Annotated in this window: 25 protein-coding genes and 1 pseudogene; 13 read left to right on the plus strand and 13 right to left on the minus strand. The window is 53.8% G+C overall.

Annotated features, from left to right (window positions below; translation table 11 throughout):
* Positions 1–14 precede the first annotated feature (14 nt).
* Positions 15–296, minus strand: a complete 282-nt coding sequence (locus I6N93_RS08265) for a YeaC family protein (RefSeq protein WP_085687514.1) — start codon at positions 294–296, stop codon at positions 15–17.
* A gap of 143 nt (positions 297–439) precedes the next feature.
* Entirely contained in the window at positions 440–856 is a 417-nt protein-coding gene (gene msrB / locus I6N93_RS08270) for a peptide-methionine (R)-S-oxide reductase MsrB (RefSeq protein WP_085687512.1), read from the minus strand.
* Between the two features lie 356 nt (positions 857–1,212).
* Here msrB and gapA point away from each other — a divergent pair, with 356 nt between their 5' ends.
* Together gapA and I6N93_RS08280 are read left to right on the plus strand one after the other, a co-directional pair.
* Positions 1,213–2,208: a glyceraldehyde-3-phosphate dehydrogenase gene (gene gapA, locus I6N93_RS08275; protein ID WP_085687510.1), complete on the plus strand. Its 996-nt coding sequence runs from the start codon at positions 1,213–1,215 to the stop codon at positions 2,206–2,208.
* A gap of 380 nt (positions 2,209–2,588) precedes the next feature.
* Positions 2,589–3,473 carry a D-hexose-6-phosphate mutarotase gene (locus I6N93_RS08280; RefSeq protein WP_085687508.1) on the plus strand — a complete coding sequence of 295 codons (885 nt, stop codon included), beginning with the start codon at positions 2,589–2,591 and terminating at the stop codon, positions 3,471–3,473.
* A 138-nt stretch (positions 3,474–3,611) separates the two neighbouring features.
* Here I6N93_RS08280 and I6N93_RS08285 read toward each other — a convergent pair whose 3' ends face one another.
* Positions 3,612–4,358, minus strand: coding sequence for a MipA/OmpV family protein (locus tag I6N93_RS08285; RefSeq protein ID WP_373853589.1), 747 nt, complete (start codon positions 4,356–4,358; stop codon positions 3,612–3,614).
* A gap of 446 nt (positions 4,359–4,804) precedes the next feature.
* Between I6N93_RS08285 and I6N93_RS08290 the strand changes: the two genes are divergently transcribed.
* From I6N93_RS08290 to I6N93_RS08300, 3 genes are all read left to right on the plus strand, one after another.
* Positions 4,805–6,739 (plus strand): PrkA family serine protein kinase, encoded by a 1,935-nt coding sequence (locus I6N93_RS08290; protein ID WP_085687506.1) that lies wholly within the window; start codon positions 4,805–4,807, stop codon positions 6,737–6,739.
* A 37-nt stretch (positions 6,740–6,776) separates the two neighbouring features.
* Positions 6,777–8,051: a YeaH/YhbH family protein gene (locus tag I6N93_RS08295; protein ID WP_085687504.1), complete on the plus strand. Its 1,275-nt coding sequence runs from the start codon at positions 6,777–6,779 to the stop codon at positions 8,049–8,051.
* Positions 8,052–8,521: 470 nt separating this feature from the next.
* Entirely contained in the window at positions 8,522–10,054 is a 1,533-nt protein-coding gene (locus I6N93_RS08300) for a SpoVR family protein (RefSeq protein ID WP_085687502.1), read from the plus strand.
* Between the two features lie 64 nt (positions 10,055–10,118).
* Here the strand turns inward: I6N93_RS08300 and fadR are convergent, their stop codons facing one another.
* The gene (fadR, locus tag I6N93_RS08305; protein WP_085687500.1) at positions 10,119–10,838 is read right to left on the minus strand and encodes a fatty acid metabolism transcriptional regulator FadR; all 720 of its coding nucleotides are present in this window, start codon (positions 10,836–10,838) and stop codon (positions 10,119–10,121) included.
* A 620-nt stretch (positions 10,839–11,458) separates the two neighbouring features.
* On the opposite strand from fadR, the gene dsbB reads away from it, so the two are divergent.
* From dsbB to I6N93_RS08320, 3 genes are all read left to right on the plus strand, one after another.
* Complete coding sequence (dsbB, locus tag I6N93_RS08310) at positions 11,459–11,989, plus strand: disulfide bond formation protein DsbB (protein ID WP_085687550.1); 531 nt, start codon at positions 11,459–11,461, stop codon at positions 11,987–11,989.
* Between the two features lie 248 nt (positions 11,990–12,237).
* Positions 12,238–12,693, plus strand: a complete 456-nt coding sequence (locus I6N93_RS08315) for a cupin domain-containing protein (RefSeq protein WP_085687498.1) — start codon at positions 12,238–12,240, stop codon at positions 12,691–12,693.
* A gap of 236 nt (positions 12,694–12,929) precedes the next feature.
* Positions 12,930–13,184, plus strand: a complete 255-nt coding sequence (locus I6N93_RS08320; RefSeq protein ID WP_085687496.1) for a hypothetical protein — start codon at positions 12,930–12,932, stop codon at positions 13,182–13,184.
* A 32-nt stretch (positions 13,185–13,216) separates the two neighbouring features.
* On the opposite strand, the gene I6N93_RS08325 is transcribed toward I6N93_RS08320, so the two are convergent.
* From I6N93_RS08325 to I6N93_RS08335, 3 genes are all read right to left on the minus strand, one after another.
* Positions 13,217–13,663 carry a YcgN family cysteine cluster protein gene (locus I6N93_RS08325; RefSeq protein WP_085687548.1) on the minus strand — a complete coding sequence of 149 codons (447 nt, stop codon included), beginning with the start codon at positions 13,661–13,663 and terminating at the stop codon, positions 13,217–13,219.
* A gap of 106 nt (positions 13,664–13,769) precedes the next feature.
* Positions 13,770–14,426, minus strand: a complete 657-nt coding sequence (locus tag I6N93_RS08330; RefSeq protein ID WP_085687494.1) for a fumarylacetoacetate hydrolase family protein — start codon at positions 14,424–14,426, stop codon at positions 13,770–13,772.
* Between the two features lie 338 nt (positions 14,427–14,764).
* A complete protein-coding gene (locus I6N93_RS08335; protein WP_085687492.1) occupies positions 14,765–15,037 on the minus strand; it encodes a YcgL domain-containing protein in 273 nt (90 codons plus the stop codon).
* 135 nt (positions 15,038–15,172) lie between these two features.
* On the opposite strand from I6N93_RS08335, the gene minC reads away from it, so the two are divergent.
* From minC to minE, 3 genes are read left to right on the plus strand one after another with little or no spacing between them, the layout of a single operon-like run.
* Positions 15,173–15,856 carry a septum site-determining protein MinC gene (minC, locus tag I6N93_RS08340; protein WP_085687490.1) on the plus strand — a complete coding sequence of 228 codons (684 nt, stop codon included), beginning with the start codon at positions 15,173–15,175 and terminating at the stop codon, positions 15,854–15,856.
* 21 nt (positions 15,857–15,877) lie between these two features.
* Positions 15,878–16,690 (plus strand): septum site-determining protein MinD, encoded by an 813-nt coding sequence (gene minD, locus I6N93_RS08345; RefSeq protein ID WP_026742418.1) that lies wholly within the window; start codon positions 15,878–15,880, stop codon positions 16,688–16,690.
* 3 nt (positions 16,691–16,693) lie between these two features.
* Positions 16,694–16,963 (plus strand): cell division topological specificity factor MinE, encoded by a 270-nt coding sequence (minE, locus tag I6N93_RS08350; protein ID WP_085687488.1) that lies wholly within the window; start codon positions 16,694–16,696, stop codon positions 16,961–16,963.
* A 196-nt stretch (positions 16,964–17,159) separates the two neighbouring features.
* Here minE and rnd read toward each other — a convergent pair whose 3' ends face one another.
* From rnd to I6N93_RS08380, 6 genes are all read right to left on the minus strand, one after another.
* On the minus strand, positions 17,160–18,281 hold the full coding sequence (gene rnd, locus I6N93_RS08355; protein WP_085687486.1) for a ribonuclease D: 1,122 nt from the start codon (positions 18,279–18,281) through the stop codon (positions 17,160–17,162).
* Between the two features lie 257 nt (positions 18,282–18,538).
* Entirely contained in the window at positions 18,539–20,212 is a 1,674-nt protein-coding gene (gene fadD, locus I6N93_RS08360; RefSeq protein WP_085687484.1) for a long-chain-fatty-acid--CoA ligase FadD, read from the minus strand.
* Positions 20,213–20,462: 250 nt separating this feature from the next.
* The gene (locus tag I6N93_RS08365) at positions 20,463–21,047 is read right to left on the minus strand and encodes a Slp family lipoprotein (RefSeq protein ID WP_139829927.1); all 585 of its coding nucleotides are present in this window, start codon (positions 21,045–21,047) and stop codon (positions 20,463–20,465) included.
* 96 nt (positions 21,048–21,143) lie between these two features.
* Positions 21,144–21,845 (minus strand): tRNA (adenosine(37)-N6)-threonylcarbamoyltransferase complex dimerization subunit type 1 TsaB, encoded by a 702-nt coding sequence (gene tsaB, locus I6N93_RS08370; RefSeq protein WP_085687480.1) that lies wholly within the window; start codon positions 21,843–21,845, stop codon positions 21,144–21,146.
* 63 nt (positions 21,846–21,908) lie between these two features.
* The gene (locus I6N93_RS08375; RefSeq protein WP_085687479.1) at positions 21,909–23,864 is read right to left on the minus strand and encodes an ATP-dependent DNA helicase; all 1,956 of its coding nucleotides are present in this window, start codon (positions 23,862–23,864) and stop codon (positions 21,909–21,911) included.
* A gap of 223 nt (positions 23,865–24,087) precedes the next feature.
* Positions 24,088–24,279: a YoaH family protein gene (locus I6N93_RS08380; RefSeq protein WP_085687477.1), complete on the minus strand. Its 192-nt coding sequence runs from the start codon at positions 24,277–24,279 to the stop codon at positions 24,088–24,090.
* 150 nt (positions 24,280–24,429) lie between these two features.
* Between I6N93_RS08380 and pabB the strand changes: the two genes are divergently transcribed.
* The gene (gene pabB / locus I6N93_RS08385; protein ID WP_085687475.1) at positions 24,430–25,794 is read left to right on the plus strand and encodes an aminodeoxychorismate synthase component 1; all 1,365 of its coding nucleotides are present in this window, start codon (positions 24,430–24,432) and stop codon (positions 25,792–25,794) included.
* A gap of 37 nt (positions 25,795–25,831) precedes the next feature.
* Positions 25,832–26,430: pseudogene (locus I6N93_RS08390) on the plus strand (CoA pyrophosphatase).
* Positions 26,431–26,486: the final 56 nt, after the last annotated feature.

Consider the following 26,486-nt stretch of genomic DNA (forward strand, 5'->3'; position numbering starts at 1 on the left):
TAACGTCAACGCCATTAGTCCTGTGGTTTCAGCACCGCAATCGACTCGGCTGTAGAGGCAAAACGCTGCTTGAGAGCCTGTTTGCTTTTGATTTCGATTTCTCCCTGCTGATTGACGCTCATATGATCGGCCTCCATGTTATGCCGTGACTGCCAGAGTAGAACCATCTGCATGGCGTTGTCTTTCTGATCTGAAGTCAGCGCCACGCCGTCGGGCCATTTACCCAACTCCACCGCAGTGACTAACCGCTGATAGACCTCCGGCGTCATCGCCTTCAGCACATCCTCAATCTGCATTCCCAGATGCCTCCTCGGTGCGTTTTTAGATTGTTATTGATACCCTCTGCAGGGCAGATTTTTCCCTCTGGTTTATCCTGCATTTCCGCCTCGAAAGCCCATAAAATTCATTATTAGCTGAAACGTTTCAATTAAATGGACATCTAGCCATCTATTTCCTGTTTGTTTTCAGCATCGATGAAACTCAGTGAGGCCGAATTCACGCAATAACGCTCACCGGTCGTCTCCTTAGGGCCATCAGGAAACACGTGTCCAAGATGGGCATCGCAATTGCCGCAACGAATTTCCATTCGATGCATATTGTGCGAATTATCATCCAGATAACGAATGGCCTCCGCAGATACGGGCTGATCAAAGCTGGGCCAGCCGCAGCCGGAGTCAAACTTGTTACCCGAATAAAACAACGGTTGCTTACAACATAGACAGTGGTAAAAGCCGGACTGCTTGTTATGCAACAATTTGCCGGAGAACGGCGGTTCAGTCCCCCGCTGTTGAGTGACATATTGTTGTATTTCGGTAAGATTATCGCGCTTAGGAGCGTCGGGAAGGTGCTTGTTCATAACATCGCTCATTAAAGAAGTTAAAACAGGTGTTAAACAGTATAGACTGTCAGCGCTACAAAAAATTAACACTCAAAGCGTTATTCGGTCTCTCATTACGATAGGCGAGAGTCTGACAGGGTACTAATTGTGATCTGGGTCACAATAATACCCCCGTCGGGTGTTCTCATCCCCGCCCAATGCTCCTATCATGATGTCCAACAACTTTAATGTCCCAGTAGATGATTTATCGTGCAAGGGTTGCCCATAGTTTTGACATACAGCAACTATTGACACGATTCCGCTTGACCCTCGGGAAGGTTTTTGTAATTTTACAGCCAACCTTTTATTCACAAACCAAATAGCTGGTGGAATATATGACTATCAAAGTAGGTATCAATGGATTTGGCCGTATCGGCCGTATTGTTTTCCGCGCTGCCCAGGAGCGTTCAGACGTTGAAATTGTTGCAATCAACGATTTGTTAGATGCGGATTACATGGCTTACATGCTGAAGTATGACTCCACTCACGGCCGCTTCAACGGTACTGTTGAAGTGAAAGACGGTCATCTGGTTGTTAACGGCAAAACCATCCGTGTTACCGCAGAAAGAGATCCGGCTAATCTGAAATGGAACGAAGCGGGTGTTGATGTTGTTGCAGAAGCTACAGGTATCTTCCTGACTGACGAAACTGCACGTAAACACATCCAGGCTGGCGCGAAGAAAGTCGTGCTGACTGGTCCTTCCAAAGACAGCACTCCGATGTTCGTTATGGGTGTAAACCATAAAGAATACGCTGGCCAGGATATCGTTTCCAACGCATCTTGCACCACTAACTGCTTGGCACCGCTGGCTAAAGTTATCAACGACAAATTCGGTATCGTTGAAGCGCTGATGACCACTGTTCACGCGACTACCGCTACTCAGAAAACCGTTGATGGCCCGTCTCACAAAGACTGGCGCGGCGGCCGCGGCGCATCTCAGAACATTATCCCGTCTTCTACCGGTGCTGCTAAAGCAGTAGGTAAAGTTATCCCGGCACTGAACGGTAAACTGACTGGTATGGCGTTCCGTGTTCCTACTCCGAACGTATCCGTAGTTGACCTGACTGCACGTCTGGAAAAAGGCGCTTCTTACGACGCCATCTGTGCTGCAATCAAAGAAGCTTCTGAAGGCGAACTGAAAGGTGTTCTGGGTTACACCGAAGACGCCGTCGTTTCTACCGATTTCAACGGTGAAAAACTGACTTCCGTATTCGATGCTAAAGCCGGTATCGCTCTGAGCGATAACTTCGTGAAACTGGTTGCTTGGTACGATAACGAAACGGGTTACTCCAACAAGGTCTTGGATCTGGTTGCTCACATCTCCAAATAATGAGCTGAAGATCGGTAACTGATATCAAGGGCGACGCAAGTCGCCCTTTTTAATGCGCGCTTGTCTTGAATGCGCGACCGCATGCCTCGCGCCCTACACCACGCTCCGTTTCAACGCTTCTACCGACTCACCCGACTGGCTCGTCGTTTTCATCAACTTAACCATGTCATTTTCCTGCCGCTGCGATTGTCTTGATTCGCCAGCAGCCTCGAACGCAGTCTGTCATGTCCTGGCTGAGGCAGCCCGATGGAGTAGCGTGATAGCTGATGATGCTGTTTTTAACGTGGTTCGACGAGACGGCGAATTCCTATTGGGCAACGGCGTTATGAGTGCCACAATAATCACTATCGATTTCTACTCATAGATGAATAGGACCGCCCATGACTGATGCTATTTTCTCCCTTCCCGTCAGCAAAACGATTTCCCCCCATATTACGTTACGCCAGCAGGATCAACTGCCGATTGTCGTCATTGACCATCCGCAGCTGAGAGCCGCCGTCGCACTGCAAGGAGCTCATCTGATCGCCTGGCAGCCCACCGACGCCGCACCGGTCATTTGGCTCAGCGACAACACGCTGTTTCAGGAAGGGAAAGCGATTCGCGGAGGCATTCCTATCTGCTTCCCTTGGTTTGGTCCCGTCGCCGAACCGAGCCACGGCTTCGCGCGCATTATGCCCTGGGCCTTCTCATCCCATATCGATGATGCAGACGGTGTTACGCTGACCCTGACGCTGCGAGACAACGAGGAAACGCGCGCCATCTGGCCGCAGGCGTTCAAAATAGATGCCCGCTTCGTATTAACCCAAACCTCGTGTGATGTGGAGCTGGCGTTCGAAGGGGAATACAGTATGACTAGCGCCCTGCACACTTATTTTAATATTGGGGACATTCGCCGTGTTCACATCAGCGGGCTGGGCGAGCGCTTTATCGATAAGGTCGACCCGGATAATACCGGCATCGAACGGGGCGATCTCACCTTCTCCGACCGCACCGACCGGATCTATACCGAGCCTGAAGCGATCAGCGTAATCCACGATCCGGTTCTTCAGCGCACTATACAAGTGCACCACTTTAACCACAGCGATGTCGTGGCCTGGAACCCGGGAGAGCAGCTGTCGAAGTCGATGTCGGATCTCACCGACGAGGGGTATAAGACGTTCGTGTGCGTGGAAACTACCCGTATCAGTCAACCATTTAACATGACACGCCATGCGCCAGCCAAATTGGCCACCTCTATACGCGTTCATTCCACCCATGCGAAATAACCCCTTTTAAAGCGCGAAACGGCACGGTCACGTTATACCGTGCTGGCTATCCAGACAGACCGCGCCTTATCATAAAGCAAACGCACCGTAAACTGACGTTTACGGTGCGTTTAAAGCACAAAAATAGTGCATTCTAACTTAAAAGGCGTAGCTGATTCCGCCTCCGAGCATCACACTATCGCTTTTCTCAACCATCGGGCTGCTTTTCACTTCATCGCTAAAACGGGTGTAGCGGCCGATAATCCAGGTGTTCCAGCGCGGAGTAATTGAATACCCCACGCTCAGTTCCAGATAGGGGTCCCAACTGTCTCCCGGACGGTAGCGTTGAATGCCCGAACGCGATGATTCTCCATTGCTGACACCGTAGTAGTAGCGGTTCTGACGCGCGCTCGACCAGTTAACGCCGATCCCCGGCGTGATATGCCACTGGTCGGCGTCAATGCGATAGAGATAGGCGGTATCCCACACGATGCCATCGCTGTTGCCCAGCGCGTCGGCGGTCAGGACGCTGCGGATAGCCCCCCATTGCGCATCATGACGATAAGCCAGGCCGCCCATCAGCGTGCCGCGGCGCTTGTCCAGCTGCTTCATACTGCCGTCGTCACTGTCGCCTGGCTTGAATCCGAACGGATTATAGTAGGCAGTCAGCGAAAGTTTATTTTGCGCGTCGTTCCACAGATAGTAGCCGCCGCCCAGCCCTCGAAAATAGACGTTATCGCTTTCATAGACCACCTGCGGGAATGGATAAATGTGGTTATCGTCGCCGCGATAAACCGACGTTTTTCCGATGGCCCCCATCCCCAGAGAAAAGGTATCCGCCTGTGCGGGCAACGTCGCGGTAACGCCTAGCATCAGCACGACACCTAATGATTGAAGTTTTTTCACTGCTGGCCTTCTCCTGTTCCGATCTGGCCTCCCGTAGGAGTAAGCTGACATCATGATCATGCCGGGAAATAACGCTACTACAGCCTGAAGCAGATAACTTATAACCATTTTTTTTAGTGTCAAAAGGGAGGTCTGTCATACTCGTTCAGACCCGCTGCAAAGGGGAATAGCCTCTACCTCGACGGACTGAGTCATTGAAATATATTAAAAAGCCCAAGGAAGAATAGAGGAAATTTCATCGTGACAAACTACGCTTTAAAGTGAAGAGGACATTCCCTTGCGGCGCACGTCGATGTTAAACCTGCGCGGTGCGTCACAAGTTGGCATAAGGGTTGCTGTACTCTGAGGGGGAATTCTTCTTTAGGAGAGCCAACCATTATATAGACGATATTCATACTCTCGCTCTCTTATTCTGTGTTGTTAATCGACGAAGGACGGGCATCGCTATGAACATATTTGATCATTACCGTCAGCGTTATGACGCTGCCAAGGACGAAGAGTTCACACTGCAAGAGTTCCTTAACATCTGCCAGCAAGATCGCAGTGCCTATGCAAATGCTGCCGAAAGATTGTTAATGGCTATCGGTGATCCAGTCATGGTGGACACCGCGCAAGAACCACGTCTTTCCCGTTTATTTTCCAACCGGGTCATAGCCCGCTACCCTGCTTTCGAAGAGTTTTACGGTATGGAAGAAGCGATAGAACAAATCGTCGCTTATCTCCGCCATGCTGCTCAAGGTCTGGAAGAGAAGAAACAGATTCTGTATCTGCTCGGCCCCGTGGGCGGAGGGAAATCATCTCTTGCCGAACGATTGAAAGCCCTAATGCAACGGGTGCCCATTTATGTACTCAGCGCCGACGGCGAACGCAGCCCGGTGAACGACCATCCGCTGAGCCTGTTTAATCCGCATGAAGACGCCGCCATATTGGAAAAAGAGTATGGCGTGCCGCGTCGTTATCTCGGCACCATTATGTCGCCGTGGGCAGCTAAGCGGCTTCAGGAATTTGGCGGAGACATCACCAAGTTCCGCGTCGTCAAAGTCTGGCCTTCCATCCTGGCGCAGTTGGCCATCGCCAAGACCGAACCGGGCGATGAGAATAACCAAGATATTTCCGCGCTGGTCGGGAAAGTGGATATCCGCAAACTGGAGCATTTCGCCCAGAACGACCCCGATGCTTACGGCTACTCCGGCGCACTTTGCCGCGCCAACCAAGGCATTATGGAATTCGTGGAAATGTTCAAGGCCCCGATCAAGGTGCTCCATCCCCTGCTGACCGCGACGCAGGAAGGTAACTACAACGGGACAGAAGGCATTGCCGCCCTGCCGTTCAACGGCATCATACTGGCTCACTCCAACGAATCGGAATGGGTACAGTTCCGCAACAACAAGAACAACGAGGCCTTCCTCGACCGTGTGTATATCGTCAAGGTGCCGTACTGCCTGCGCGTCTCGGAAGAGGTCAAAATCTACGATAAGCTGCTGCAAAACAGTGAGCTAAGCCAATCGCCATGCGCCCCTGGCACTCTGGAAACACTGGCGCGCTTCTCTATTCTGTCGCGGCTGAAAGACCCCGAAAATTCCAGCACCTATTCGAAGATGCGGGTTTACGACGGGGAAAGCCTGAAAGATACGGATCCGAAAGCTAAGTCTTATCAGGAATACCGGGACTATGCCGGCGTCGACGAAGGCATGCAGGGGTTGTCCACGCGTTTCGCCTTTAAGATTTTGTCACGCGTGTTCAACTTCGATCACAGCGAAGTCGCCGCCAACCCAGTGCACCTGTTCTATGTTCTGGAGCAGCAGATTGAACGCGAACAGTTTCCGCAGGACGTTGCTGAAAAATATTTGGAGCACTTGAAAGGCTATTTGATTCCTAAATACGCGGAATTTATCGGCAAAGAGATTCAGACCGCCTATCTCGAGTCGTATTCGGAATACGGTCAGAACATCTTTGATCGCTATGTCACCTACGCTGACTTCTGGATTCAGGATCAGGAATATCGCGATCCCGATACCGGCCAGTTGTTCGACCGCGAGGCGCTCAACAGCGAGTTGGAAAAAATCGAGAAGCCGGCAGGCATCAGCAACCCTAAAGACTTCCGTAACGAAATCGTCAACTTTGTACTGCGCGCTCGCGCGGGCAACAACGGTCGCAATCCGAACTGGACCAGCTACGAAAAATTGCGCACGGTGATCGAGAAGAAAATGTTCTCCAACACCGAAGAGCTGTTGCCGGTGATTTCATTCAACACCAAAACCTCTACCGAGGAGCAGAAAAAACACGATGACTTCGTCGACCGTATGATGGAAAAAGGCTATACCCGCAAGCAGGTTCGATTGTTATGCGAATGGTACCTGCGCGTAAGAAAGTCGTCTTAATGCGACAGACCGACAGGCAACGTCGTTTGGGGGAAACATGGCTTATTTCATCGATCGCCGGCTAAACGGTAAAAACAAAAGCGCGGTTAACCGCCAGCGTTTTTTACGCCGCTATAAGTCGCAGATAAAACATTCGATCGCCGATGCCATTAACAAGCGCTCGGTAACCGATGTGGACAACGGAGAGTCGATCACGATCCCTAATTCGGATATCAGTGAGCCGATGTTCCATCAGGGCCGCGGCGGCATACGCCACCGCGTACACCCTGGCAACGACCACTTCGTGCAGAATGATAAAATCGAGCGGCCGCAGGGAGGCGGTGGCGGCGGTTCCGGTCAGGGTGACGCTAGCCAGGACGGCGAAGGTCAGGACGATTTCGTTTTTCAGATCTCCAAAGACGAATATCTTGACCTGCTGTTCGAAGACCTGGCGCTTCCGAACCTGAAAAAAACCGAACACCGGCAGATGGCGGAGTACAAGAATCATCGGGCGGGCTACACCTCTAACGGCGTGCCCGCCAACATCAGCGTCGTGCGTTCGTTGCAGAACTCTCTCGCCCGCCGCATGGCGATGACGGCGGGGAAACGCCGTGAATTGAATGCGTTGGAGAAAAGTCTCGCGTTGCTGGAGAACGCCGAGCCAGCCCAACTTTTGGAAGAGGAACGGCTGCGCACGGAGATCGCCGAACTGCGGCAGCGCATTGCGCGCGTGCCGTTTATCGACACGTTCGACCTGCGTTACAAGAACTTTGAGCGCCGGCCGGAGCCTTCCAGCCAGGCAGTGATGTTCTGCCTGATGGATGTTTCCGGCTCCATGGATCAGGCCACCAAGGATATCGCCAAACGTTTCTACATCCTGCTGTATCTGTTTCTCAGCCGGTCTTACAAAAACGTGGACGTGGTTTATATCCGGCACCATACGCAAGCTAAAGAAGTGGACGAGGAAGAGTTTTTCTACTCGCAGGAAACCGGCGGCACGATTGTGTCGAGCGCACTGAAATTAATGGAGGAAGTCGTCAAAGAGCGCTACGACCCCGCGCTGTGGAACATCTATGCCGCGCAGGCGTCGGATGGCGATAACTGGGCGGATGACTCGCCGCTATGTCACGATCTGCTGGCCAGTCATTTGCTGCCGTTCGTGCGCTACTACAGCTACATCGAGATCACGCGGCGCTCTCATCAAACGCTGTGGCGCGAATACGAACGCCTGCAGGAAAAGCACGAAAACTTTGCCATGCAGCACATTCGCGATCAGGACGATATATACCCTGTATTCCGCGAACTGTTTCAGAAGCAAACCGTCAATAACTGACCTTTTTTCAGCCAGCCGCTTCTGCGCTGGCTGATTTTTCACCCTCGATCCTACGCAGAAAATCCTTTAGGCCTCCCTCACCATCGCCGTGAACGACTTTATCTTGCACGAATTAATTGTTGTGTTATCACATATCGATAGCAACCTATGTGAGATCGCCTTGTGCTTTAAGGAATGGGACGTCGTCAGTACCTGCTGCGCGAGCCATCCTCCCGTCTCAATAGCGCCAATGATCTCCGCGCACCGGCACTCACACGACAGGCTCAGCTCACCTCCCGACGCAGCACCCCGATAAAAGGATTATCTTTGATATAGCTTTTATTTATTACATGGATGAAACGGCGTCGACGTAAGATGAATCATTCGCCAACCGAATCATGCATATCCACGCCACTGATTTTTCAGATTGAACTACGATTAAAAAAGTGTCACACGCTAATGTGGTGACAAGTCATTGTGAGGGCGCGCAGATGGCTGTATCGATTAATGATCGGGTAATAAACCCACAATGTCTGAGCGATGGGCCAGACTGGACGTTTAATTTGCTTCAGGCCTATCTGGATGAAATCGACCGGATCGCCAAGTCATACCGGTTAGACACCTACCCCCACCAGATTGAAATTATCACTTCCGAGCAGATGATGGATGCCTATTCCAGCATCGGCATGCCCATCAACTATACGCACTGGTCTTTCGGTAAGAAGTTTATTGAGACCGAACAGCTTTATAAGCACGGGCAGCAGGGGTTGGCTTACGAAATCGTCATCAATTCAAACCCGTGTATCGCCTACCTGATGGAAGAGAACACCATGACCATGCAAGCGTTGGTTATCGCGCACGCCTGCTACGGTCATAACTCCTTTTTCAAAGGCAACTACCTGTTCCGCAGTTGGACCGACGCTAGTTCCATCGTGGATTATCTGATTTTCGCCCGTCAATACATTGCCCGCTGTGAAGAGCGCTATGGCGTGGTGGAAGTGGAACGTCTGCTGGACTCATGTCACGCCCTCATGAATTATGGCGTAGACCGTTACAAACGTCCGCAAAAAATCTCGCTGGAAGAGGAGCAACTGCGGCAGAAAAGTCGTGAAGCCTATCTGCAAAGTCAGGTGAACGATCTTTGGAAAACTCTGCCGCGCCGCGAACTCGAATCCGCGCCGGAAAAAATGCCGCGCTTTCCCGTAGAGCCGCAGGAAAACCTGCTCTACTTTATGGAGAAAAACGCGCCGCTGCTGGAGCCCTGGCAGCGAGAAGTTCTGCGCATCGTGCGCAAGGTCAGTCAATATTTTTACCCGCAGAAGCAGACTCAGGTCATGAACGAAGGCTGGGCCACCTTCTGGCATTACACCATCCTCAATCACCTGTACGACGAGCGCAAAGTCTCCGATCGCTTTATGATGGAGTTTCTGCACAGCCACACCAACGTGGTTTATCAGCCGCCGTATAACAGCCCTTACTACAGCGGCATTAACCCCTATGCGCTGGGCTTCGCCATGTTTCAGGACATCAAGCGTATCTGTCAGGAACCCACGGAGGAAGATCGCCACTGGTTCCCGGACATCGCCGGCACCGACTGGCTGGACACGCTGCATTTCGCGATGCAGAACTTCAAAGATGAAAGCTTTATCAGCCAGTTCCTGTCGCCGAAAGTGATGCGTGATTTTCGGTTGTTCACCGTGCTGGATGATGACAGCAATAACTACCTGGAGATTGCGGCAATCCACAACGAGGAAGGCTACAAGAAAATCCGTCAGGAGCTCTCCGCTCAGTACAACCTGAGCAATATCGAACCCAACATACAGATTTGGAATGTCGACCTGCGTGGTAGCCGTTCTATGACGCTGCGCTACATCCCGCAAAACCGGGCCCCACTCGACAAAAGCAGCCATGAGGTGATGAAACACGTTTATCGGCTGTGGGGATTTGAAGTGTTTATGGAGCAGTTAAATGACGATGGCAGCGTAGAACTTATTGACCGCTGCCCGCCACGCAATCAGCCCTAACCGTCCGACAGATAAAGCAACGGGTAACCGCTTTGACAAGGTTACCCGTTTTTATTTGTCCAGATCAGCGGGCTACCCCGGCCAGATCGTGAGGGATGGAGCTCTGCATGCCATGCCAGATGGCACCGCTCTCTTTACCGTACTGACGCACGGTCTCCTGAACCTGTTCGTAGCGCCCTTCGCGGCACAGGGTGCCGAGTTGGCGGTAAAACTTCAGCGCCAGCTCTCGGGCGTCAAGATTGGAAAAGTAGTAACGAGCAACGCGGAGGTACAACCCTCTCAACCCATTCAGAATCAGGCTGTAAATCGGGTTGGACGAAACAAAAGCCAGTCCTTGAAATATCGTGTAATCCAGCTCCGCAAAAGCATCGGCGGTATCGCTGACGGAATCAGCCTGCTGCAAAATCTTCAACGCCTGTTCGGGGTGTTGACGGACCGCAGTCCGAATGAAAATACCCGCGATATTGGTTCGGGCTGATAGGAGGTTATCGATCAACTGCGGCACGCGATCATGGTCGAGACGCGCCAGCGTTTCCAGGATGTTCAGCCCGGAGGTTTCCCAGAAATTATTGACCTTGGTCGGTTTTCCGTGCTGAATGGTCAGCCAGCCGTCACGAGCCAGACGCTGCAGCACTTCCCTCAGCGTGGTACGCGTTACGCCAATCAGCTCGGATAATTCCCTTTCTGCTGGTAGGAGAGTCCCGGGGGGGAAACGATTATTCCATATACTTTCAACAATATACTCTTCCGCGAATCCTGCCGGACCTTGCGCCTTTATAACCATAAATTTATATTCCGTAGCGATGTTTACCTATGAAAGTGGACACCATCATAACAAACCCCTTTACCATCACATAGTTTCCGGGAGTGACAAACCAATCCGGTAGCAACCCCCCCGCACACCGGCTCACACAGCGGCACTGAGGCTCACATCACCGAAAAATTCGTACTGAAGCATTATTTTATATTGTAAGAAGTTTTAAGGGGGAGAAAAATGCCGAGTTATGACATGAAACACATCCTGGTCAGCTTTTCTTTATTAGAGCGTCGTCAGGGTTGATTTATGCCTATTCTTGGACATGCCTTTGCAGTGAGACGGTAAGGACGCAGCCGTTACCTAAGCCGTTATTTGAGAATTTACAGCCTGACACATATTTGTTGTGATCGCCGCCGATATAACCTGCCCCTTTGATCCATCCAGCAGCCTATATCGTGTATAGTGATTCTCAGGTGAAAACAGCCTGTTCTTCCTGATATCACCTTTAAAAACAAAAGAGTATGGGCTATACGGCGAAAGATTTCCGCCCTGAAAAATTGCTGAGAGTACAACTCTTTGTCAGGACAGCGAAATCGATAGCGCTGTTATAATTCGAACGTTTTGCATGGAATACTTTTATGCTGCTGATGTTGCAATATTTAAACCGTTGCTCGCATGGCCGGGCGGCCTGGCTGCTTCTAGCGCTGACCAGCCTAATCTTCGAACTGATTGCGCTCTATTTCCAGCATATAATGCTGTTGAAACCCTGCGTTCTCTGCATTTATCAACGTAACGCCATTTTCGGCATCATGGCTGCTGGACTCCTCGGCGCTATCTCGCCGGGCAGCGTCGTCATCCGTTTGCCCGCCATCGCGCTTTGGCTCTACAGCGGTTTCGAAGGACTGCTCCTCGCTATAAAACATACTAATATTCAGCTTCACCCCTCACCGTTCGTCACCTGCGACTTCTTGGTCAACTTCCCCTCTTGGCTCCCGTTGGACAAATGGGTCCCGGCCGTGTTCAGCGCCTCGGGGGACTGCGCCGAACGTCAGTGGCACTTTATGGGGCTGGAAATGCCGCAGTGGATGATCGTTATTTTCGGCTTCTATCTGCTGGTTTGCGCGCTGGTGCTGAGCGCACAACTGTTTAGACCCAAACGCCGCGACCTTTTTCATTAATCATCACTTCTTTCGCCCGGCTGCCTGTCGACGTCCAGCCGGGTTGTTTTCGCCCCGATCAACATTCTTCTCTCACGCTCTATCCCCTTCTTTTACGTACCGTTATTAAGTCATCGACCGACTCTCGCTTCATCGGTTTTACCACTAGCAGCAATTAATAGCCTTTTTATCGCTTTGCTCTAACATCCTCCGCCAACCTGAGCACGATCAGGCGAATAAAACCACTATCCTTTTTTAGGCTTAAGTAGATGAAAAAAGCAAAAGCGTTTCTATTGATGGCGGCAGCTCTGGCCGTATCCGTGCAAGGCTACTGTGAATCTGGCAAGGTCACAGGCAGCGAAGAAGTTAGGATCCCTGCAATCAAACTCATTAACACCGAAGGCGACAATTCCAGCTTTGTTAAAGGCAGCATTCCTGCACTGGAAAAAATTCCCGCGCAGAAATTTTGGATTAGCAACTCGACCGAGGACTGGGAAAAAAATACCCATGCCGCTCCGAGAAAACAGTATGTGATCACGCTGAAAGGCACGCTGAAATTCAAAGTCAGCAATGGCTCTACCTTCATCATCGCGCCGGGTACCATCCTGTTGGCGGAAGATCTGAAAGGTCCAGGTCATAGCTGGGAAATCATTGACGGCAACGAGTGGGTTCGCGCTTACATTCCGATGGAAGGCGATAAAGACTACTTCACGTCTGACAAATAAAACTCGACATCGTAGAGGTCCTGAAATTTGGGGCTTTTTTATCACGTTATTCGTTGAAACAAAGCGCTGAGCCTTTCGGCCTCTGCAATCCAGTATATCCCTCTACTGACCCTGCCCCTTCTTACACTCGGCTGGTCTCACCCACGATCACAGCTACTCCCTGTGTTAATAACTCTTGAATTTATTGGCTATATTGAGGATTACACTCTATCGCCACGCTATGGGACATACCGACCATGATTACTGCCGATCTTTATCTGCTGAAAGAAGTCACCGCGCTCCGAACCGTCATTGGATTCATGATTTCCATCATGAACGACGAGCAAAGGGACAGCCTGCGAGAGCTGGCAGAAACGCGGGTGGTGAAATCCGATCATAAGCATTTGTCCAAGCTGGACGATGGAGATGCTGCCGCAGTGGCGGAAAATATCAACGATTTGATTGTTGCAACCACCAAACTGGGAACGGTCAATAAAGCCTCCCAGGATTAATAGCGCGCGGCTCGAACGCCGCGCTCAATACCTTATCGCGCCCAGTCAGGTTTGTTCAGGATATGGTCCTGCCAGTCAACCACGTCACGCTCGCGAACAGCAATATTGCGCACCGAGATACGTTCCTGATGCATCGTCTGTTTCGAACCGGCAATCAGCGGATGCCAGCTTGCGAGACCTTTGCCTTCGTGGATCCGGCGATAGGCGCAGGTTTCAGGCAACCATTCGAACGACAACAGATTTTCCCTTGTCAGCTTGATACAGTCCGGCTCGTATTCGAAGCGGCGGGCGTAGTTGCGACATTGGCAACTTTTGATGTTCAACTGATTACAGGCGACATTCGTGAAGTACAGATCTTCGGTATCAGCATCAATAAGCTTATTCAGGCAACAGCGGCCACAGCCGTCGCAGAGAGCTTCCCACTCTTCGTCAGACATTTCAGCCAGCGTTTTATGTTGCCAAAAAGATGATTGATTCATTGCAATAGTATCCAAGGTGACGGGAAACAGCCCGCCTAACAATTTTAACGAGGTCGTTGAGTAGGGATAAGCCACCTGCCACACCGGACAGATGGCCTGGGTATGACTAAATCACGCGGGTTTCCAGCGCATTATCGTTCAGGACAATTTTCAGCGTATCGCCCGACTGCAGCGGCCCGACGCCCTGCGGTGTCCCGGTCAGAATGATGTCCCCTGCACGCAGGGTGAAGAAGCGGCTCATGTAGGCAATCAACGGTAAAATCGGCGTTATCATATCGCGTGTATTTCCCTGTTGCCGGACTTCGCCATTGATACTCAATGTCAGATCCGTATTCTGCGGGTCGCCGAATTGTGCGACAGGAATGAAACCGGATACCGGACACGAACCATCAAACCCCTTTGCTTTTTCCCACGGCTGACCAGCCTTCTTGAAGGAAGACTGTAGCTCGCGCAGCGTCAGATCCAGCGCCACGCCGTAGCCCGCGATAGCCCGAGCGACGCGTTCTTCGTTTGCCTGCTTCAGCGGCGTGCCGATCAGGACGGCCAGTTCGATCTCATGGTGTACCGCGCCCAGATCGTGAGGAATGGATAAGGGCTGACGGAGATTACAAATCGCCGTTTCAGGTTTGATAAACAACACCGGCTCCGAAAAAGTGGCGCTGCCCATTTCCCGGACGTGTTCGGAATAGTTGCTGCCGACACACACTACTTTGCTTGCAGGGAAGTCCAGTAACGCGCCCTGCCAGTCTCTGTGCTGATACATGCATTATCTCCTGACCTGTCTGTTGAGATATTGACCCCGACACGCCCGCGGTGCCAGGTTCCCCATCATACCGATACTGATGACAAAAAGATAAGCACGCAAACGTGAGCGAATGCGTCGTCGGATTTCGTCTTTGCCCGTAGGAAAAAAAGCCGTTAGATAAATTTAAAGAGGCCTGATAAACAATTAATCCGATAAATTACTGTATATAAAATCAGGAAATAAATGCAGTCTGAATAAAAGTCAGCCTGTAGATTAATTTGCGACCTGACTATTTTTCGCCACATGGTCATTAATATCTCGTGGCGATAAGGTCTTGTCTGAAAATAATAACCCTATTATTTTTCAACTGCCGACTGATGTATATTTAGCAGATTTTCCGGCGGAGGCGGCACCTGGAGATAAAACCCTTGTTCTTTAAGCGATTGCCGCACCTTGTCGATGTCTGCCGAAGCCAATTTTTTCCTGCCATCCAGCGGTAAAAGCATCACGAATGTCGGCACGCCGAAGCTTTTCATCAGCGTTTCAGGAATGCGCGAAAAATCGTCTTTTTTTTCGACATAAAGATATGTCTGATCCCGTTTGTTACTTCTGTAGATCGCACAAAACATATTTTTACTCTAAATTAAATGGGTGTCATGTATTGCCTGTATATACATGTGACTATAACATGCTTATAGCGCTCTGGAATATCACAGTTAAATGTTACTCTGGGGTTTAAAGATGCCGAAACTGAGTCAGGATAGATGTCACAATCGCCCATTGAGTTAAAAGGCAGCAGCTTTACCTTATCGGTGGTTCATTTGCATGAATCTCAACCCGAGGTAATTTATCAGGCCCTGCAGGAAAAAATCGAACAGGCTCCCGCGTTTCTTAAAAACGCGCCCGTTGTCATCAATGTCTCAACACTGACCGCCGACACCGATTGGGTGACGCTGCAGCAAGCCGTCGCCGCTTCCGGTTTGCATGTGGTCGGCGTGAGCGGATGCAAGGACGAACAGCTCAAACAAGCTATCATCCGCGCGGGTCTCCCGCTGTTGAACGAAGGTAAAGAGCGCCGCCCCGCTGAACCCGCCGCCCCGCCTCAGGAACCGGTGAAAACCAAGGTGATCAGCGCCCCCGTTCGTTCCGGGCAACAGATTTATGCGCGCAACTGCGACCTTATCGTCACCAGCAGCGTTAGCGCGGGCGCCGAAATTATCGCAGACGGCAATATCCACATATACGGCATGATGCGGGGCCGAGCCCTGGCAGGCGTTTCTGGCGACGTTGACAGTCAGATCTTCTGCACCCATCTGGCCGCAGAGCTGGTATCCATCGCGGGCCGTTATTGGCTCAGTGACCAGATACCGCAAGATTTTTTTGGGCAGGCTGCACGGGTAAATCTCAACCTGCTGGACAATGTTCTGAACATTCAAACTCTAGACTAAGCCCTTGACAAGGAATCATTTATGGCACGCATCATCGTTGTTACATCGGGTAAAGGGGGCGTTGGCAAGACTACTTCAAGCGCGGCCATTGCTACCGGTTTAGCCCAAAAAGGCAAAAAGACAGTTGTCATCGACTTTGATATTGGCCTGCGCAACCTTGACCTGATCATGGGATGCGAGCGCCGCGTCGTTTACGATTTCGTCAACGTCATTCAAGGTGACGCAACGCTAAATCAGGCGCTGATTAAAGATAAACGCACTGAAAATCTTTACATCCTCCCCGCCTCTCAGACCCGCGACAAAGACGCACTGACACGCGAAGGCGTTGAAAAAGTGCTGGATGGCCTGAATGAAATGAATTTCGACTTCGTGGTCTGCGATTCGCCGGCGGGGATTGAAACCGGCGCGCTGATGGCGCTCTACTTTGCGGATGAAGCGGTGATAACGACCAACCCGGAAGTATCATCAGTACGCGACTCCGACCGCATTCTTGGTATTTTGTCATCCAAATCTCGTCGCGCCGAACGTGGCGAAGAACCGATTAAAGAGCATCTGTTGTTGACCCGTTACAATCCGGGGCGCGTCAGCCGTGGCGATATGCTGAGCATGGAAGACGTGCTGGAAATTCTGCGTATTCCCCTGCTGGGCGTGATCCCGGAAGATCAGTCGGTGCTACGCGCCTCTAACCAGGGCGAACCGGTAATTTTAGACGACTCGGCCGATGCCGGTAAAGCCTATGCCGACACTGTAGATCGCTTGCTGGGTGAAGATCGCCCTTACCGCTTTATCGAGGAAGAGAAGAAGAGCTTCCTCAAACGACTTTTTGGGGGGTAAACCATGGCCTTACTCGATTTCTTTCTGTCCCGCAAAAAAGCGACCGCCAATATCGCCAAGGAACGGCTGCAAATTATTGTCGCAGAGCGGCGTCGTGGGGATAGCGAACCCCATTATCTGCCACAGTTGAAACGAGACATTCTGGAAGTGATCTGCAAATACGTGCAGATTGACCCGCAAATGGTGTCCGTCCAGTTGGAACAGAAAGGCGACGATATTTCCGTTCTGGAGCTTAACGTCACCTTGCCGGAAACGGAAGAAACGCCGAAGTAACCATCGCGCTGCGGCTGCGCCCGACACCTGCTAACCGCATTCGGGCTCGGTCGCGGCGATCATCCTCTCTCCATTGTTCCCCGCACTCCTCAACACACTACCGATGCAAGAAATTTGGTCAAATATCCCCTTTCCGGCGAGGTTAGGCCCATCGCAGCCGTTAGTCAAAAACCGTCGACCGCAACGGCCTCGGCCCTCAATCGCGGTTCAAAATCGCCCGCAAATCGTCGCCAAACAGCGTATTGCGCCAGCCGCTGACCAGTTCCGGCGTATTCCCTCCGGTGGACAGTTTCCAGTACCAGTTGAGCAGACGATTAATCTGACGACGGGAAGCCAGCAGTTCCGCTGATAGCCCACTGCTGGCGCTGGTCGCCTGTATTAATGCTTTAATATCCTTGAAAACAGCCTTGTAACCAGGGTAATCGAGCAGGTTCGCTACCGGTGACGGGAAGTCGGACTCATTCAGTTCAGCGGTCTCCGCCACGAGCGTGAGCAACGTTTTGCCGTGATAGCGGATTTCCGGACCGCTCAGCCCCAGCGAATCCAACTCGGCCAGCGAAGTCGGCAGATGACGTGCAACCTGCCACAGATGTTCCTCGCGCACGACGAAATTGACCGCACTATCACGTTCGCGCGCTTTGCGCAGACGCCAGTCAGCCAGACGTTGTAGACACGCCAGCTGTCGGCCGCGCAGCTGCCAGGCGTTGCTTATCTCGCGGTAAGCGAGCTCCGGTGCCAAAATGTCCTGACGTCGGCGGCACAGCAGCAGACATTCGTCCAGCGCCGCCGCCATCCAACCGGCCGCCTGAGTCTGCTCCACCAGCGTTTTCGCCATCGGCAGCAGGTAGAAGACGTCGGCCGCCGCATAGTCGCACTGTTTTTCGCTCAACGGGCGCGCCATCCAATCCGTGCGGGACTCGCTCTTATCAAGAGTCACCTGCTGGTAGTCCGCCACCAGCGTGGCAAATCCATAAGACAACGGTTTGCCTAAAAAAGCGGCCAGAATTTGCGTATCGATAAACGGCGTCGGCACACAGCCGAACGCGTTCAGGAACACTTCCAGATCTTCACTTCCGGCATGCAGAAATTTGGTCACATTGGCGTCGCCCAGCAGTGCTTTAAACGGCGCCCAGTCCCCGATCGGGAGGGGGTCGATCAGCGATAGCGTTTCGCCGTCATACAGTTGGATCAGCCCTAACTGCGGATAATAAGTGCGTGTCCGGACAAATTCGGTATCCAGCGCCACCTGCGTTGTAGCGCGCGCCTGCGCGCAAACCTGTAATAACCCGGCGTCGGTAGTGATCAACTGATAATTCAAAACATGATTCTCTTGGTTATTGTCCAACAATGGTCATGACGATAAAGAAACGCCGGTGAAAGCCGCCGTACCTGACATGAAAGCGCAAAATCGCAAAACGTAAGAAGACAAAACAGCAGCATCCCAACATGACGAAAGGATGCCGGGCATTATATTCAGATCAACCGTGGTCGTTTATCACGGTGTCCGAAAATAAAAAGCACTAAAGTAAACCATACCCTGCTAACGACTTGCAAACAATCCGATATATCAATACCCTAGGACGCCTTCGTCTCATTCCGAAGTTCACGCCGCAGGATTTTACCGACGCTCGATTTCGGTAATTCGTCACGGAATTCGAACAGGCGAGGCACCTTATAGCCCGTCAGATAGCGACGGCAATGGGTAATCAGCGCCTCCGTTTCCAGCGCACTACCGGGACGAAGGACAATGAACACTTTCACCGCTTCGCCCGAAATCTCGCTCGGTACGCCGACGGCTGCAGCTTCCACCACATCGGGATGACGGACGATGACATCTTCAATTTCGTTTGGATAGACGTTGAATCCCGAAACCAGGATCATGTCTTTTTTGCGGTCGACGATACTTAAGAAGCCCTGCGAGTCGGACGTGACAATGTCACCTGTAGCCAACCATCCGTCTTTCAGCACCGCCGCCGTCTCTTCAGGCTGATTCCAGTAGCCTTTCATGACCTGAGGCCCTCGAATCCACAATTCTCCCGCCTCTCCCAACGCCACATCGTTCCCATGCTCATCCACGATGCGGACTTCCGTCGAGGGTATGGGTAAACCGACGCTGCCCGTATATTGCTGCGTGTCGTAGGGGTTGCCGGTTACCAGGGGCGAACTTTCGGTCAGTCCGTATCCTTCCAGCAAATGGTTGCCGGTCAGCGCCTCCCAACGTTTGGCGACCGGCTGCTGGACCGGCGCGCCGCCGCCCACGGACAGATGCAGCGTTGAAAAATCCAGCCGATGAAAATCGGCGTTGTTCAAAAGCGAGTTAAACAGCGTGTTGACGCCGCTAAATACGTTAAATGGATGACGAGCCAGCTCTTTGACCATACCGGGAATATCTCTCGGGTTGGTAATGAGCAGGTTTTGACTGCCCATTTCGATGAACAGCAAGCAGTTCACCAGAAGCGCAAAGATGTGGTACAGCGGCAATGCCGTCACCACTAAATCGTGGCCTTCATGCAGCAACGATCCATAGGCGGCGCGAATTTGGGTCAGGTTAGCCAGCAGATTGCGATGCGTGAGCATGGCGCCTTTCGACACGCCGCTGGTTCCGCCAGTGTATTGCAGAAAGGCCAAATCGCCGCGATCCAGTTCTGGGCGCACGTAGGGCATCTGCTTGCCCTGCAGCAGCACGCTGCGGAAGGCGATGGCGTGGGGAAGATGGTATTTCGGCACCAGTCGTTTGACGTATTTGACGACAAAATTCACCAGCGTGCCTTTTGCGGCCGAAAGCTGATCCCCCATTCGGGTCAGGATCACGTGCTTCACCGGGGTATTGAACACCACTTTTTCCAGCGTATGGGCAAAGTTGGACACAATCACCATCGCGCTGGCGCCGCTGTCGTTCAATTGGTGCTCCAGCTCTCGCGGCGTATAGAGCGGATTGACGTTCACCACGACCATCCCCGCCCGGAGGACGCCGAACAGTGCCACCGGATATTGCAACAGGTTGGGCATCATCAGCGCGACGCGGTCGCCCTTCTGCAATTTAAGCTGATGCTGTAAATAGGCGGCAAATGCCCGGCTACGCTCATCCAACTGACGAAAGGTCATTGTCTCGCCCATATTGATAAACGCAGGCCGCTCGGCATTTCGCGCCATCGAATTTTCGAACAGTTCCATCAATGACGAATAGCGATCCGGATCAATCTCTGCGGGAACATCGGCCGGATAGCGCGCTAACCAAATTTTTTCCAAGACTTAACTCCATAGGTCTTCTTAGACGGCGAACGGACCGGCGAGATGTCGCATTACCCAGTCCCCGACAAAGAGAGCGTCTCGCCCTTCAACAAACGTTCAACCGCCTATGTCATCATCCACAAAAAATAAGGTGACCGGAGTCACCCTAGTTAATCATTGCGTCGGTAATGGCTACCCAGAGGTCCCTCACTCGAAAGATAGTGCCGCACATCATTCTTCGTGCGAGGGACTACGGTTGGCAGCGCTATCATTCCGTGACTAACATTTCCAGTCTGGCCGGTCCCGGCCACTCGTCCCATCCCCATCGAGGCCCCCAGCCGGGACGGCCGCGATACCCCCACCACGGATCGTACATACCGGCAGACGGCGCCAGTTGCTGCACAACACGCCAGCGTTTATAGCGGTCGGCCTGCACGACGACAAAGCGGTATGGGCGGTTGCCGATCTTACCCTGTTCGGAGCCGGTGATAGGCCCCACGACGGTGACCAGTTGATTGGTGTAATCCGTCGGCTCAAGGAAGCCATTAACATAAGCCACGAAACGGCCTTCCGACGGCGCGCCTAAAACAGGTCTGGCGCCGGCATCCAGCGGCATGCTGCTGATTTCGAGACGGGTGCGATTCGCCTCGTTGCTTACCGCCACCACTTTGCCCCCCAGACGCGACTCCTGGCCGACGTAAACCGCGGGCGCGCTCATCACCCTGACCAAATCCATCTGCGGCGTCTCCGATGTGCCACGCAAGGACTCGGGTACGGTCACGCACGCGCTCAGCGTGCCCAGCGAAAGCAGCAGCAGGCCACAACGGCCCGACCTGCAGACAACGCGTTTCATCCGACGACTCCACTGCCGTTCACTCGACATAGCATGCCTCTTCTTTAATAGCCTGGTGATTTGACTATAAGCCATGCAATAAGTTGCGGTTATCGGTTATTCACGCCCCGGCAATTTTTTCCATGCGACCTCATTACGCAGGTAACGCGGCTGCGCCTGCTCTACGCGCAATGTCGCGCCTGACTGCCAGCGCTGCAACGCCAGCGGTAGCATATCTTCCGCCTGCGGTAATAAACAGTGGCTATCTTGCAACACCGCGTCGGCGGGTTGGGCCAAATCGGGGTACGTCTGCCAGCCGGTGCCGGCCGTCGCCCATTCACCGTTGAGAGCTGCCGTCTGCGTCTGCACCTGCGAGGGCGCGAGCACGGCTTCCGTCTCCTCACCGCGCCAGATACCCTGTTCGTCGCGGCGATACTGCGCCCAGTAGACTTCGCTCATGCGCGCATCTATCGCCGTGAGCGCCTGGGTCGCGCCGGTCAGACGGAAAGCGCCCTGCGCCAGGGTGGCCAGCGTGGAGACGCCAATCATCGGCAAGTCGGCGCCCAGCGCCAGCCCTTGAGCGATGCCGATACCGATACGCACGCCGGTAAAACTGCCGGGGCCAAGGCCAAACGCCAAGGCATCCATATCGCTCAGCGTGAGGCCGTGTTCGCTCAGGATCTGCTGAACCATCGGCAAAATACGCTGGGTATGTTCGCGGGGACAAACTTCAGATAATGCGTGGATTTCACCTTCATTCCACAACGCAACGGAACAGGCTTCCGTTGCGGTATCAAGCGCTAAAATTCGCGTAGACATGCCAACCTCAGGCGGGAAATAAACCTATAACGGCGCGCATGATAGCACAGAGTCGGAACGCCGCTACGCTTTGCGCGTCAGGAAAGCCACCGCCTGCGGCAGGCTTCGCGTGCGCGGCGCGGGCGGTAAACTATTGAGAAAGACTTCGCCGTAGGGACGCATGACCAGCCGATTATCGCAGATCACCAACACGCCGCGATCGTCGACGTCGCGGATCAACCGTCCCACGCCCTGCTTGAGAGTAATCACCGCGTCCGGCAACTGCACATCATTAAAGGGATCGCCGCCGCGCAGGCGGCAGTCCTCCATCCGCGCCTTCAGCAGCGGATCGTCGGGCGAGGTAAACGGCAGCTTATCGATGATGACGCAGGACAACGCATCGCCGCGCACGTCCACCCCTTCCCAGAAACTGCTGGTCGCCACCAGCAGCGCGTTGCCCGCCGCCAGAAACTGCGACAACAATTGGGTTTTGCTGGTCTCGCCCTGCAGTAATACCGGCAGGGTCAGACTGGCGCGAAACTCCGCCGCCAGCTCACGCATCATCAAATGCGAGGTGCACAGCATAAAGCAGCGTCCCTGATTCGCCTGAATCAGCGGCGTCAACATCTGCGCCAGCTGCTTGCCGCTGCCCCGACGCCCGGTTTCCGGCAGAAAACGCGGGACGCACAGCAGCGCCTGGCGGGCATAGTCGAAGGGGCTCGGCAGCAGCAACGTTTCCGCCTCTTCCAGCCCCAATCGCGCAATGAAATGATCCATTTTCTCGTTCACGGACAAGGTGGCGGAGGTGAAGATCCAGCTCGCGGCTTTCTCTTTCATCACGTCATGAAAGCGGTCAGATACCGACAGCGGCGTCAATGCCAGCACAAAGTGACGACGGGTGCATTCATACCAATAGCTGTAGCCGGGCTGTTGCACATCCTGCAGCCGTTTTAGCCGATTGCGATAAACAGTGACGCGCTCAAACGCGGCATCCAGCAGCGTGGAGCGCCCAAGCGAGAGTTTTACGACGTCGTAACACAGCTCTAGCGCATCATCGAGCCACAGGAGTGCGCGCTGCAGCCCGGCATCCGTGACAACGTCACGAAGGTTGCCGCGATAACCGGGATCGCCGAGCGCCAGGCGAAAATCCTGCGTGCTTTGCGACAGCCGATCCGCACTTTTCTGCAACTGAGCCGCGTCGCGCACTTCGGTGCGATAGGCGATGATCATATCTCGCGCCAAATCGAACAACTGCCGGCTGCTCAACTGCTGACCGAAATACTGGCTGGCGATATCGGGAATCTGATGGGCCTCATCGAAAATCACGACGTCGCCGTCGGGGATCAGCTCAGCAAAACCGCTCTCCTTCACCACCCGGTCCGCCAGATACAGATGGTGGTTGACCACCACGACATCGGCGTCCATCGCCCGGCGGCGCGCTTTGACCACGAAACACGCTTTATAATGCGGGCAGTCATTGCCGAGGCAGTTGTCATTGGTGCTGGTGACCAGCGGCCAGATGTGGCTATCTTCCGGCACATCGCGGCAGGCGCTGGTATCGCCATCGTCAGTCAGCGAGGACCAGCCGCGCAGCTTGACCAACTCGCGCAGGTTATCTTTGGAAAGATCGCCCCCCGTCATTGACTGCTGTTCCAGCCGTTCAATGCACAGATAGTTGGAGCGCCCTTTCAGCAGCGCCAGTTTGCCGGGATAGTTGAGCGCACGCGCCACGGTCGGCAGATCGCGGCTGTAGAGCTGATCTTGTAACGCTTTAGAACCGGTGGAGATGATCACCTTCTTTTCGGCGCGCAGCGCGGGCGCAAGATAGGCATAGGTTTTTCCCGTCCCGGTTCCCGCTTCGACCACCAGCGGCTTCTGCCGGGCGATGGCGTCGGCGACGGCAGCCGCCATTTGCCGCTGCGGTTCTCGGGGTTTAAATCCCTTGATGGCCTTTGCCAATGCGCCCTCCGGGGCAAAATCATCGTTCTCGATTGCTGCTGCAGCCACGCTCTCTCTCTTTGCTGGGGAATAGGTCGGCATCGGAGGCTCCAATGCGAGTGGGAGGATTATGCCAAGCCCGCCCCCCGGCCTCCACCTTAATATGTTTGATCGCCGCATTAGGAAGCACGCAAAGAGTACGCATTGCCTGCGTTAACTCAGGGCATTATCCAGGCGTGACACGGGCAACGCCGAGCGATCAGTGGCCGAGAGGATAGTCAGCCTGAGGCGTTATTCCCCAGAGCGGAGAGATCAATGGCGGCGCTTACTGCGATTCATCCTCCTCGTCATCTTCAAAACGCGCGACAACGCGCTCTCCCTGATGTTCCTGGCGGAGTGCCTGCGCCACGCGGGTGATAGCTTCGCCGCTGCTCATCCCTTCTGAAATCAAGCGGTGGATTTCTTCTACGGCCTGCTGCTGCTGTTCATGCGTGAGCGACGGAATACCTGCAAACATTGTTATCTCCTGAATCTGGCGGGATCGTCCCGGCATCATAGACGTCGCGCTTCTCACGCGTGTGGTACGCTTGCATTTTATGATGCCTTCGTGCCTGTGCGACAGGTATAATTCCGGTCACTACCCGTATGAGATCGCCCGAAAATCTATATGCCAATGTCGTTAGTCTACCATGCTCTGCCTTATCAACCGGACGCTTTGTTAACCCAATTCGCCTCGCTCTCCGAGCAGCCCTGGGCGATGCTGCTGCACTCCGGCACCGCTGAACATACTCATAATCGGTTCGATATCCTGGTCGCCGATCCGCGCGTCACATTACAGACCCGTGGCGATACCACAGAGATAACCGAAGATGGCAAGGTTCGGGTTTCACCGGCAGATCCATTCGAGCTGCTGCAACAGCAGGTGGAACGATTAGGTCTGGCCGCAGCGCCCTCGCCGGATCTGCCGTTTCAGGGCGGCGCGCTGGGACTGTTCGGCTACGATCTGGGCCGACGCGTGGAACGCCTGCCGTCGCGGGCCGCGCAGGATATTGATATCCCCGATATGGCCGTAGGCCTGTATGACTGGGCGCTGGTTGCCGACCATCATCAGCACAGGCTGACGCTGATCACACGGGGCGACCCGGCGCCGCGTTTGGCGTGGCTGAAAGCGCAGCGGAATACGTCTAACGACGCCTTTACGCTGACTTCCGAATGGCAGGCCAACATGTCACGAGAGGAGTACGGTGCCAAGTTTCGTCAGGTTCAGGATTATCTGCACGCAGGCGACTGCTATCAGGTCAATCTGGCGCAACGCTTTCAGGCCCGCTATGCAGGCAGCGAGTGGCAGGCGTTCCTGCGTCTTTCCGCCAGCAATCGCGCGCCCTTTTCGGCCTTTATCCGGCTGCCGCATAACACGGTCATCAGCGTGTCGCCCGAGCGTTTTTTATGGCTGAACGACCGTCATATTCAGACTCGCCCGATTAAAGGCACGCTGCCCCGGCTACCCGATGCCGCTGACGACGCCAGGCAAGCGGAGCGTTTGGCGGAGTCCACCAAAGATCGGGCGGAAAACCTGATGATCGTCGATCTGCTGCGCAACGATATAGGCCGCGTGGCCTTGCCCGGCAGCGTGAGCGTGCCGGAATTGTTTGTGGTAGAACCGTTTCCGGCGGTTCACCACCTGGTGAGCACCATTGAGGCCCAACTGCCCGTGGAGCTGCATGCGGCCGATCTGCTGCGGGCCTGTTTCCCCGGCGGCTCGATTACCGGCGCGCCAAAAGTCCGGGCGATGGAGATCATTGAAGAGCTGGAGCCTCAGCGCAGGACCGCTTATTGCGGCAGCATCGGTTACCTAAGCGTCTGCGGCACGATGGATACCAATATCACCATCCGCACGCTCGTCACCGACCGGGGTTCGATTTACTGCTGGGCCGGCGGCGGGATTGTCGCGGACAGCGAAGAGCAGGCGGAATATCAGGAAACCTTCGATAAGGTCGGACGTATTCTGCCGTTGCTGGCGTCCCACTCTTAATGACTCTTCGGCGAGGAGCGGCGTGACACACTTCATCCTGCAAAACCATTCGGCGGCCGCAGAGACCGTGCCGTCTTTCAATCTGGCGCAGTTCATCACCCGCTTTCAGTTGCAAGCACCGGAAGAGACGCCGCCCAGCCGCTATCAGCGGCAGGCCGCCGTGCTGGTGCCGATTATACGCCGTCACGAACCCACGCTGCTGCTAACCCGCCGCGCAGCGAATCTTCGCACGCATGCGGGCCAGGTAGCCTTTCCCGGCGGCGCGGCCGACCGGGAAGATCGTTCCCTGATCGCCACCGCGTTGAGGGAAGCGTATGAAGAGGTCGCGATCCCGACGTCCCGCGTTCAAGTGCTAGGTACGCTACCCTCTCAGGACAGCATTAGCGGTTTTCAAGTCACGCCGGTCGTCGGCCTGTTGCCCCCCGATATCACGCTGACGGCGCAGGCGGACGAAGTGGCCGCCTTGTTCGAGATGCCGTTGCGGGAAGCCTTCGCCTTGCATCGTTACCACTCTCTGGAATTCGAGCGCGAGCACCGTCGACATCGCGTTTATCTCCGCAGCTATCAGCATCAGTGGGTCTGGGGCTGACCGCGACGATTATCCGCCAGTTAGCATTGCAGGTCGCGGCACCTTAAATTATCGACGCGCTTTTCTTATTTTTGCCCCATCCTCCCCTATTTACTTCGATCGA

The organism is Lonsdalea populi (assembly GCF_015999465.1).
Taxonomy (GTDB): domain Bacteria; phylum Pseudomonadota; class Gammaproteobacteria; order Enterobacterales; family Enterobacteriaceae; genus Lonsdalea; species Lonsdalea populi.

What these genes read in the sequence shown, in the direction of transcription:
- I6N93_RS08265 (WP_085687514.1), bottom strand. Translation starts at nt 296, where the DNA reads ATGCAGATTGAGGATGTGCTGAAGGCGATGACGCCGGAGGTCTATCAG.
- msrB (WP_085687512.1), bottom strand. Translation starts at nt 856, where the DNA reads ATGAACAAGCACCTTCCCGACGCTCCTAAGCGCGATAATCTTACCGAA.
- gapA (WP_085687510.1), top strand. Translation starts at nt 1,213, where the DNA reads ATGACTATCAAAGTAGGTATCAATGGATTTGGCCGTATCGGCCGTATT.
- I6N93_RS08280 (WP_085687508.1), top strand. Translation starts at nt 2,589, where the DNA reads ATGACTGATGCTATTTTCTCCCTTCCCGTCAGCAAAACGATTTCCCCC.
- I6N93_RS08290 (WP_085687506.1), top strand. Translation starts at nt 4,805, where the DNA reads ATGAACATATTTGATCATTACCGTCAGCGTTATGACGCTGCCAAGGAC.
- I6N93_RS08295 (WP_085687504.1), top strand. Translation starts at nt 6,777, where the DNA reads ATGGCTTATTTCATCGATCGCCGGCTAAACGGTAAAAACAAAAGCGCG.
- I6N93_RS08300 (WP_085687502.1), top strand. Translation starts at nt 8,522, where the DNA reads ATGGCTGTATCGATTAATGATCGGGTAATAAACCCACAATGTCTGAGC.
- fadR (WP_085687500.1), bottom strand. Translation starts at nt 10,838, where the DNA reads ATGGTTATAAAGGCGCAAGGTCCGGCAGGATTCGCGGAAGAGTATATT.
- dsbB (WP_085687550.1), top strand. Translation starts at nt 11,459, where the DNA reads ATGTTGCAATATTTAAACCGTTGCTCGCATGGCCGGGCGGCCTGGCTG.
- I6N93_RS08315 (WP_085687498.1), top strand. Translation starts at nt 12,238, where the DNA reads ATGAAAAAAGCAAAAGCGTTTCTATTGATGGCGGCAGCTCTGGCCGTA.
- I6N93_RS08320 (WP_085687496.1), top strand. Translation starts at nt 12,930, where the DNA reads ATGATTACTGCCGATCTTTATCTGCTGAAAGAAGTCACCGCGCTCCGA.
- I6N93_RS08325 (WP_085687548.1), bottom strand. Translation starts at nt 13,663, where the DNA reads ATGAATCAATCATCTTTTTGGCAACATAAAACGCTGGCTGAAATGTCT.
- I6N93_RS08330 (WP_085687494.1), bottom strand. Translation starts at nt 14,426, where the DNA reads ATGTATCAGCACAGAGACTGGCAGGGCGCGTTACTGGACTTCCCTGCA.
- I6N93_RS08335 (WP_085687492.1), bottom strand. Translation starts at nt 15,037, where the DNA reads ATGTTTTGTGCGATCTACAGAAGTAACAAACGGGATCAGACATATCTT.
- minC (WP_085687490.1), top strand. Translation starts at nt 15,173, where the DNA reads ATGTCACAATCGCCCATTGAGTTAAAAGGCAGCAGCTTTACCTTATCG.
- minD (WP_026742418.1), top strand. Translation starts at nt 15,878, where the DNA reads ATGGCACGCATCATCGTTGTTACATCGGGTAAAGGGGGCGTTGGCAAG.
- minE (WP_085687488.1), top strand. Translation starts at nt 16,694, where the DNA reads ATGGCCTTACTCGATTTCTTTCTGTCCCGCAAAAAAGCGACCGCCAAT.
- I6N93_RS08365 (WP_139829927.1), bottom strand. Translation starts at nt 21,047, where the DNA reads ATGAAACGCGTTGTCTGCAGGTCGGGCCGTTGTGGCCTGCTGCTGCTT.
- tsaB (WP_085687480.1), bottom strand. Translation starts at nt 21,845, where the DNA reads ATGTCTACGCGAATTTTAGCGCTTGATACCGCAACGGAAGCCTGTTCC.
- I6N93_RS08375 (WP_085687479.1), bottom strand. Translation starts at nt 23,864, where the DNA reads ATGCCGACCTATTCCCCAGCAAAGAGAGAGAGCGTGGCTGCAGCAGCA.
- I6N93_RS08380 (WP_085687477.1), bottom strand. Translation starts at nt 24,279, where the DNA reads ATGTTTGCAGGTATTCCGTCGCTCACGCATGAACAGCAGCAGCAGGCC.
- pabB (WP_085687475.1), top strand. Translation starts at nt 24,430, where the DNA reads ATGCCAATGTCGTTAGTCTACCATGCTCTGCCTTATCAACCGGACGCT.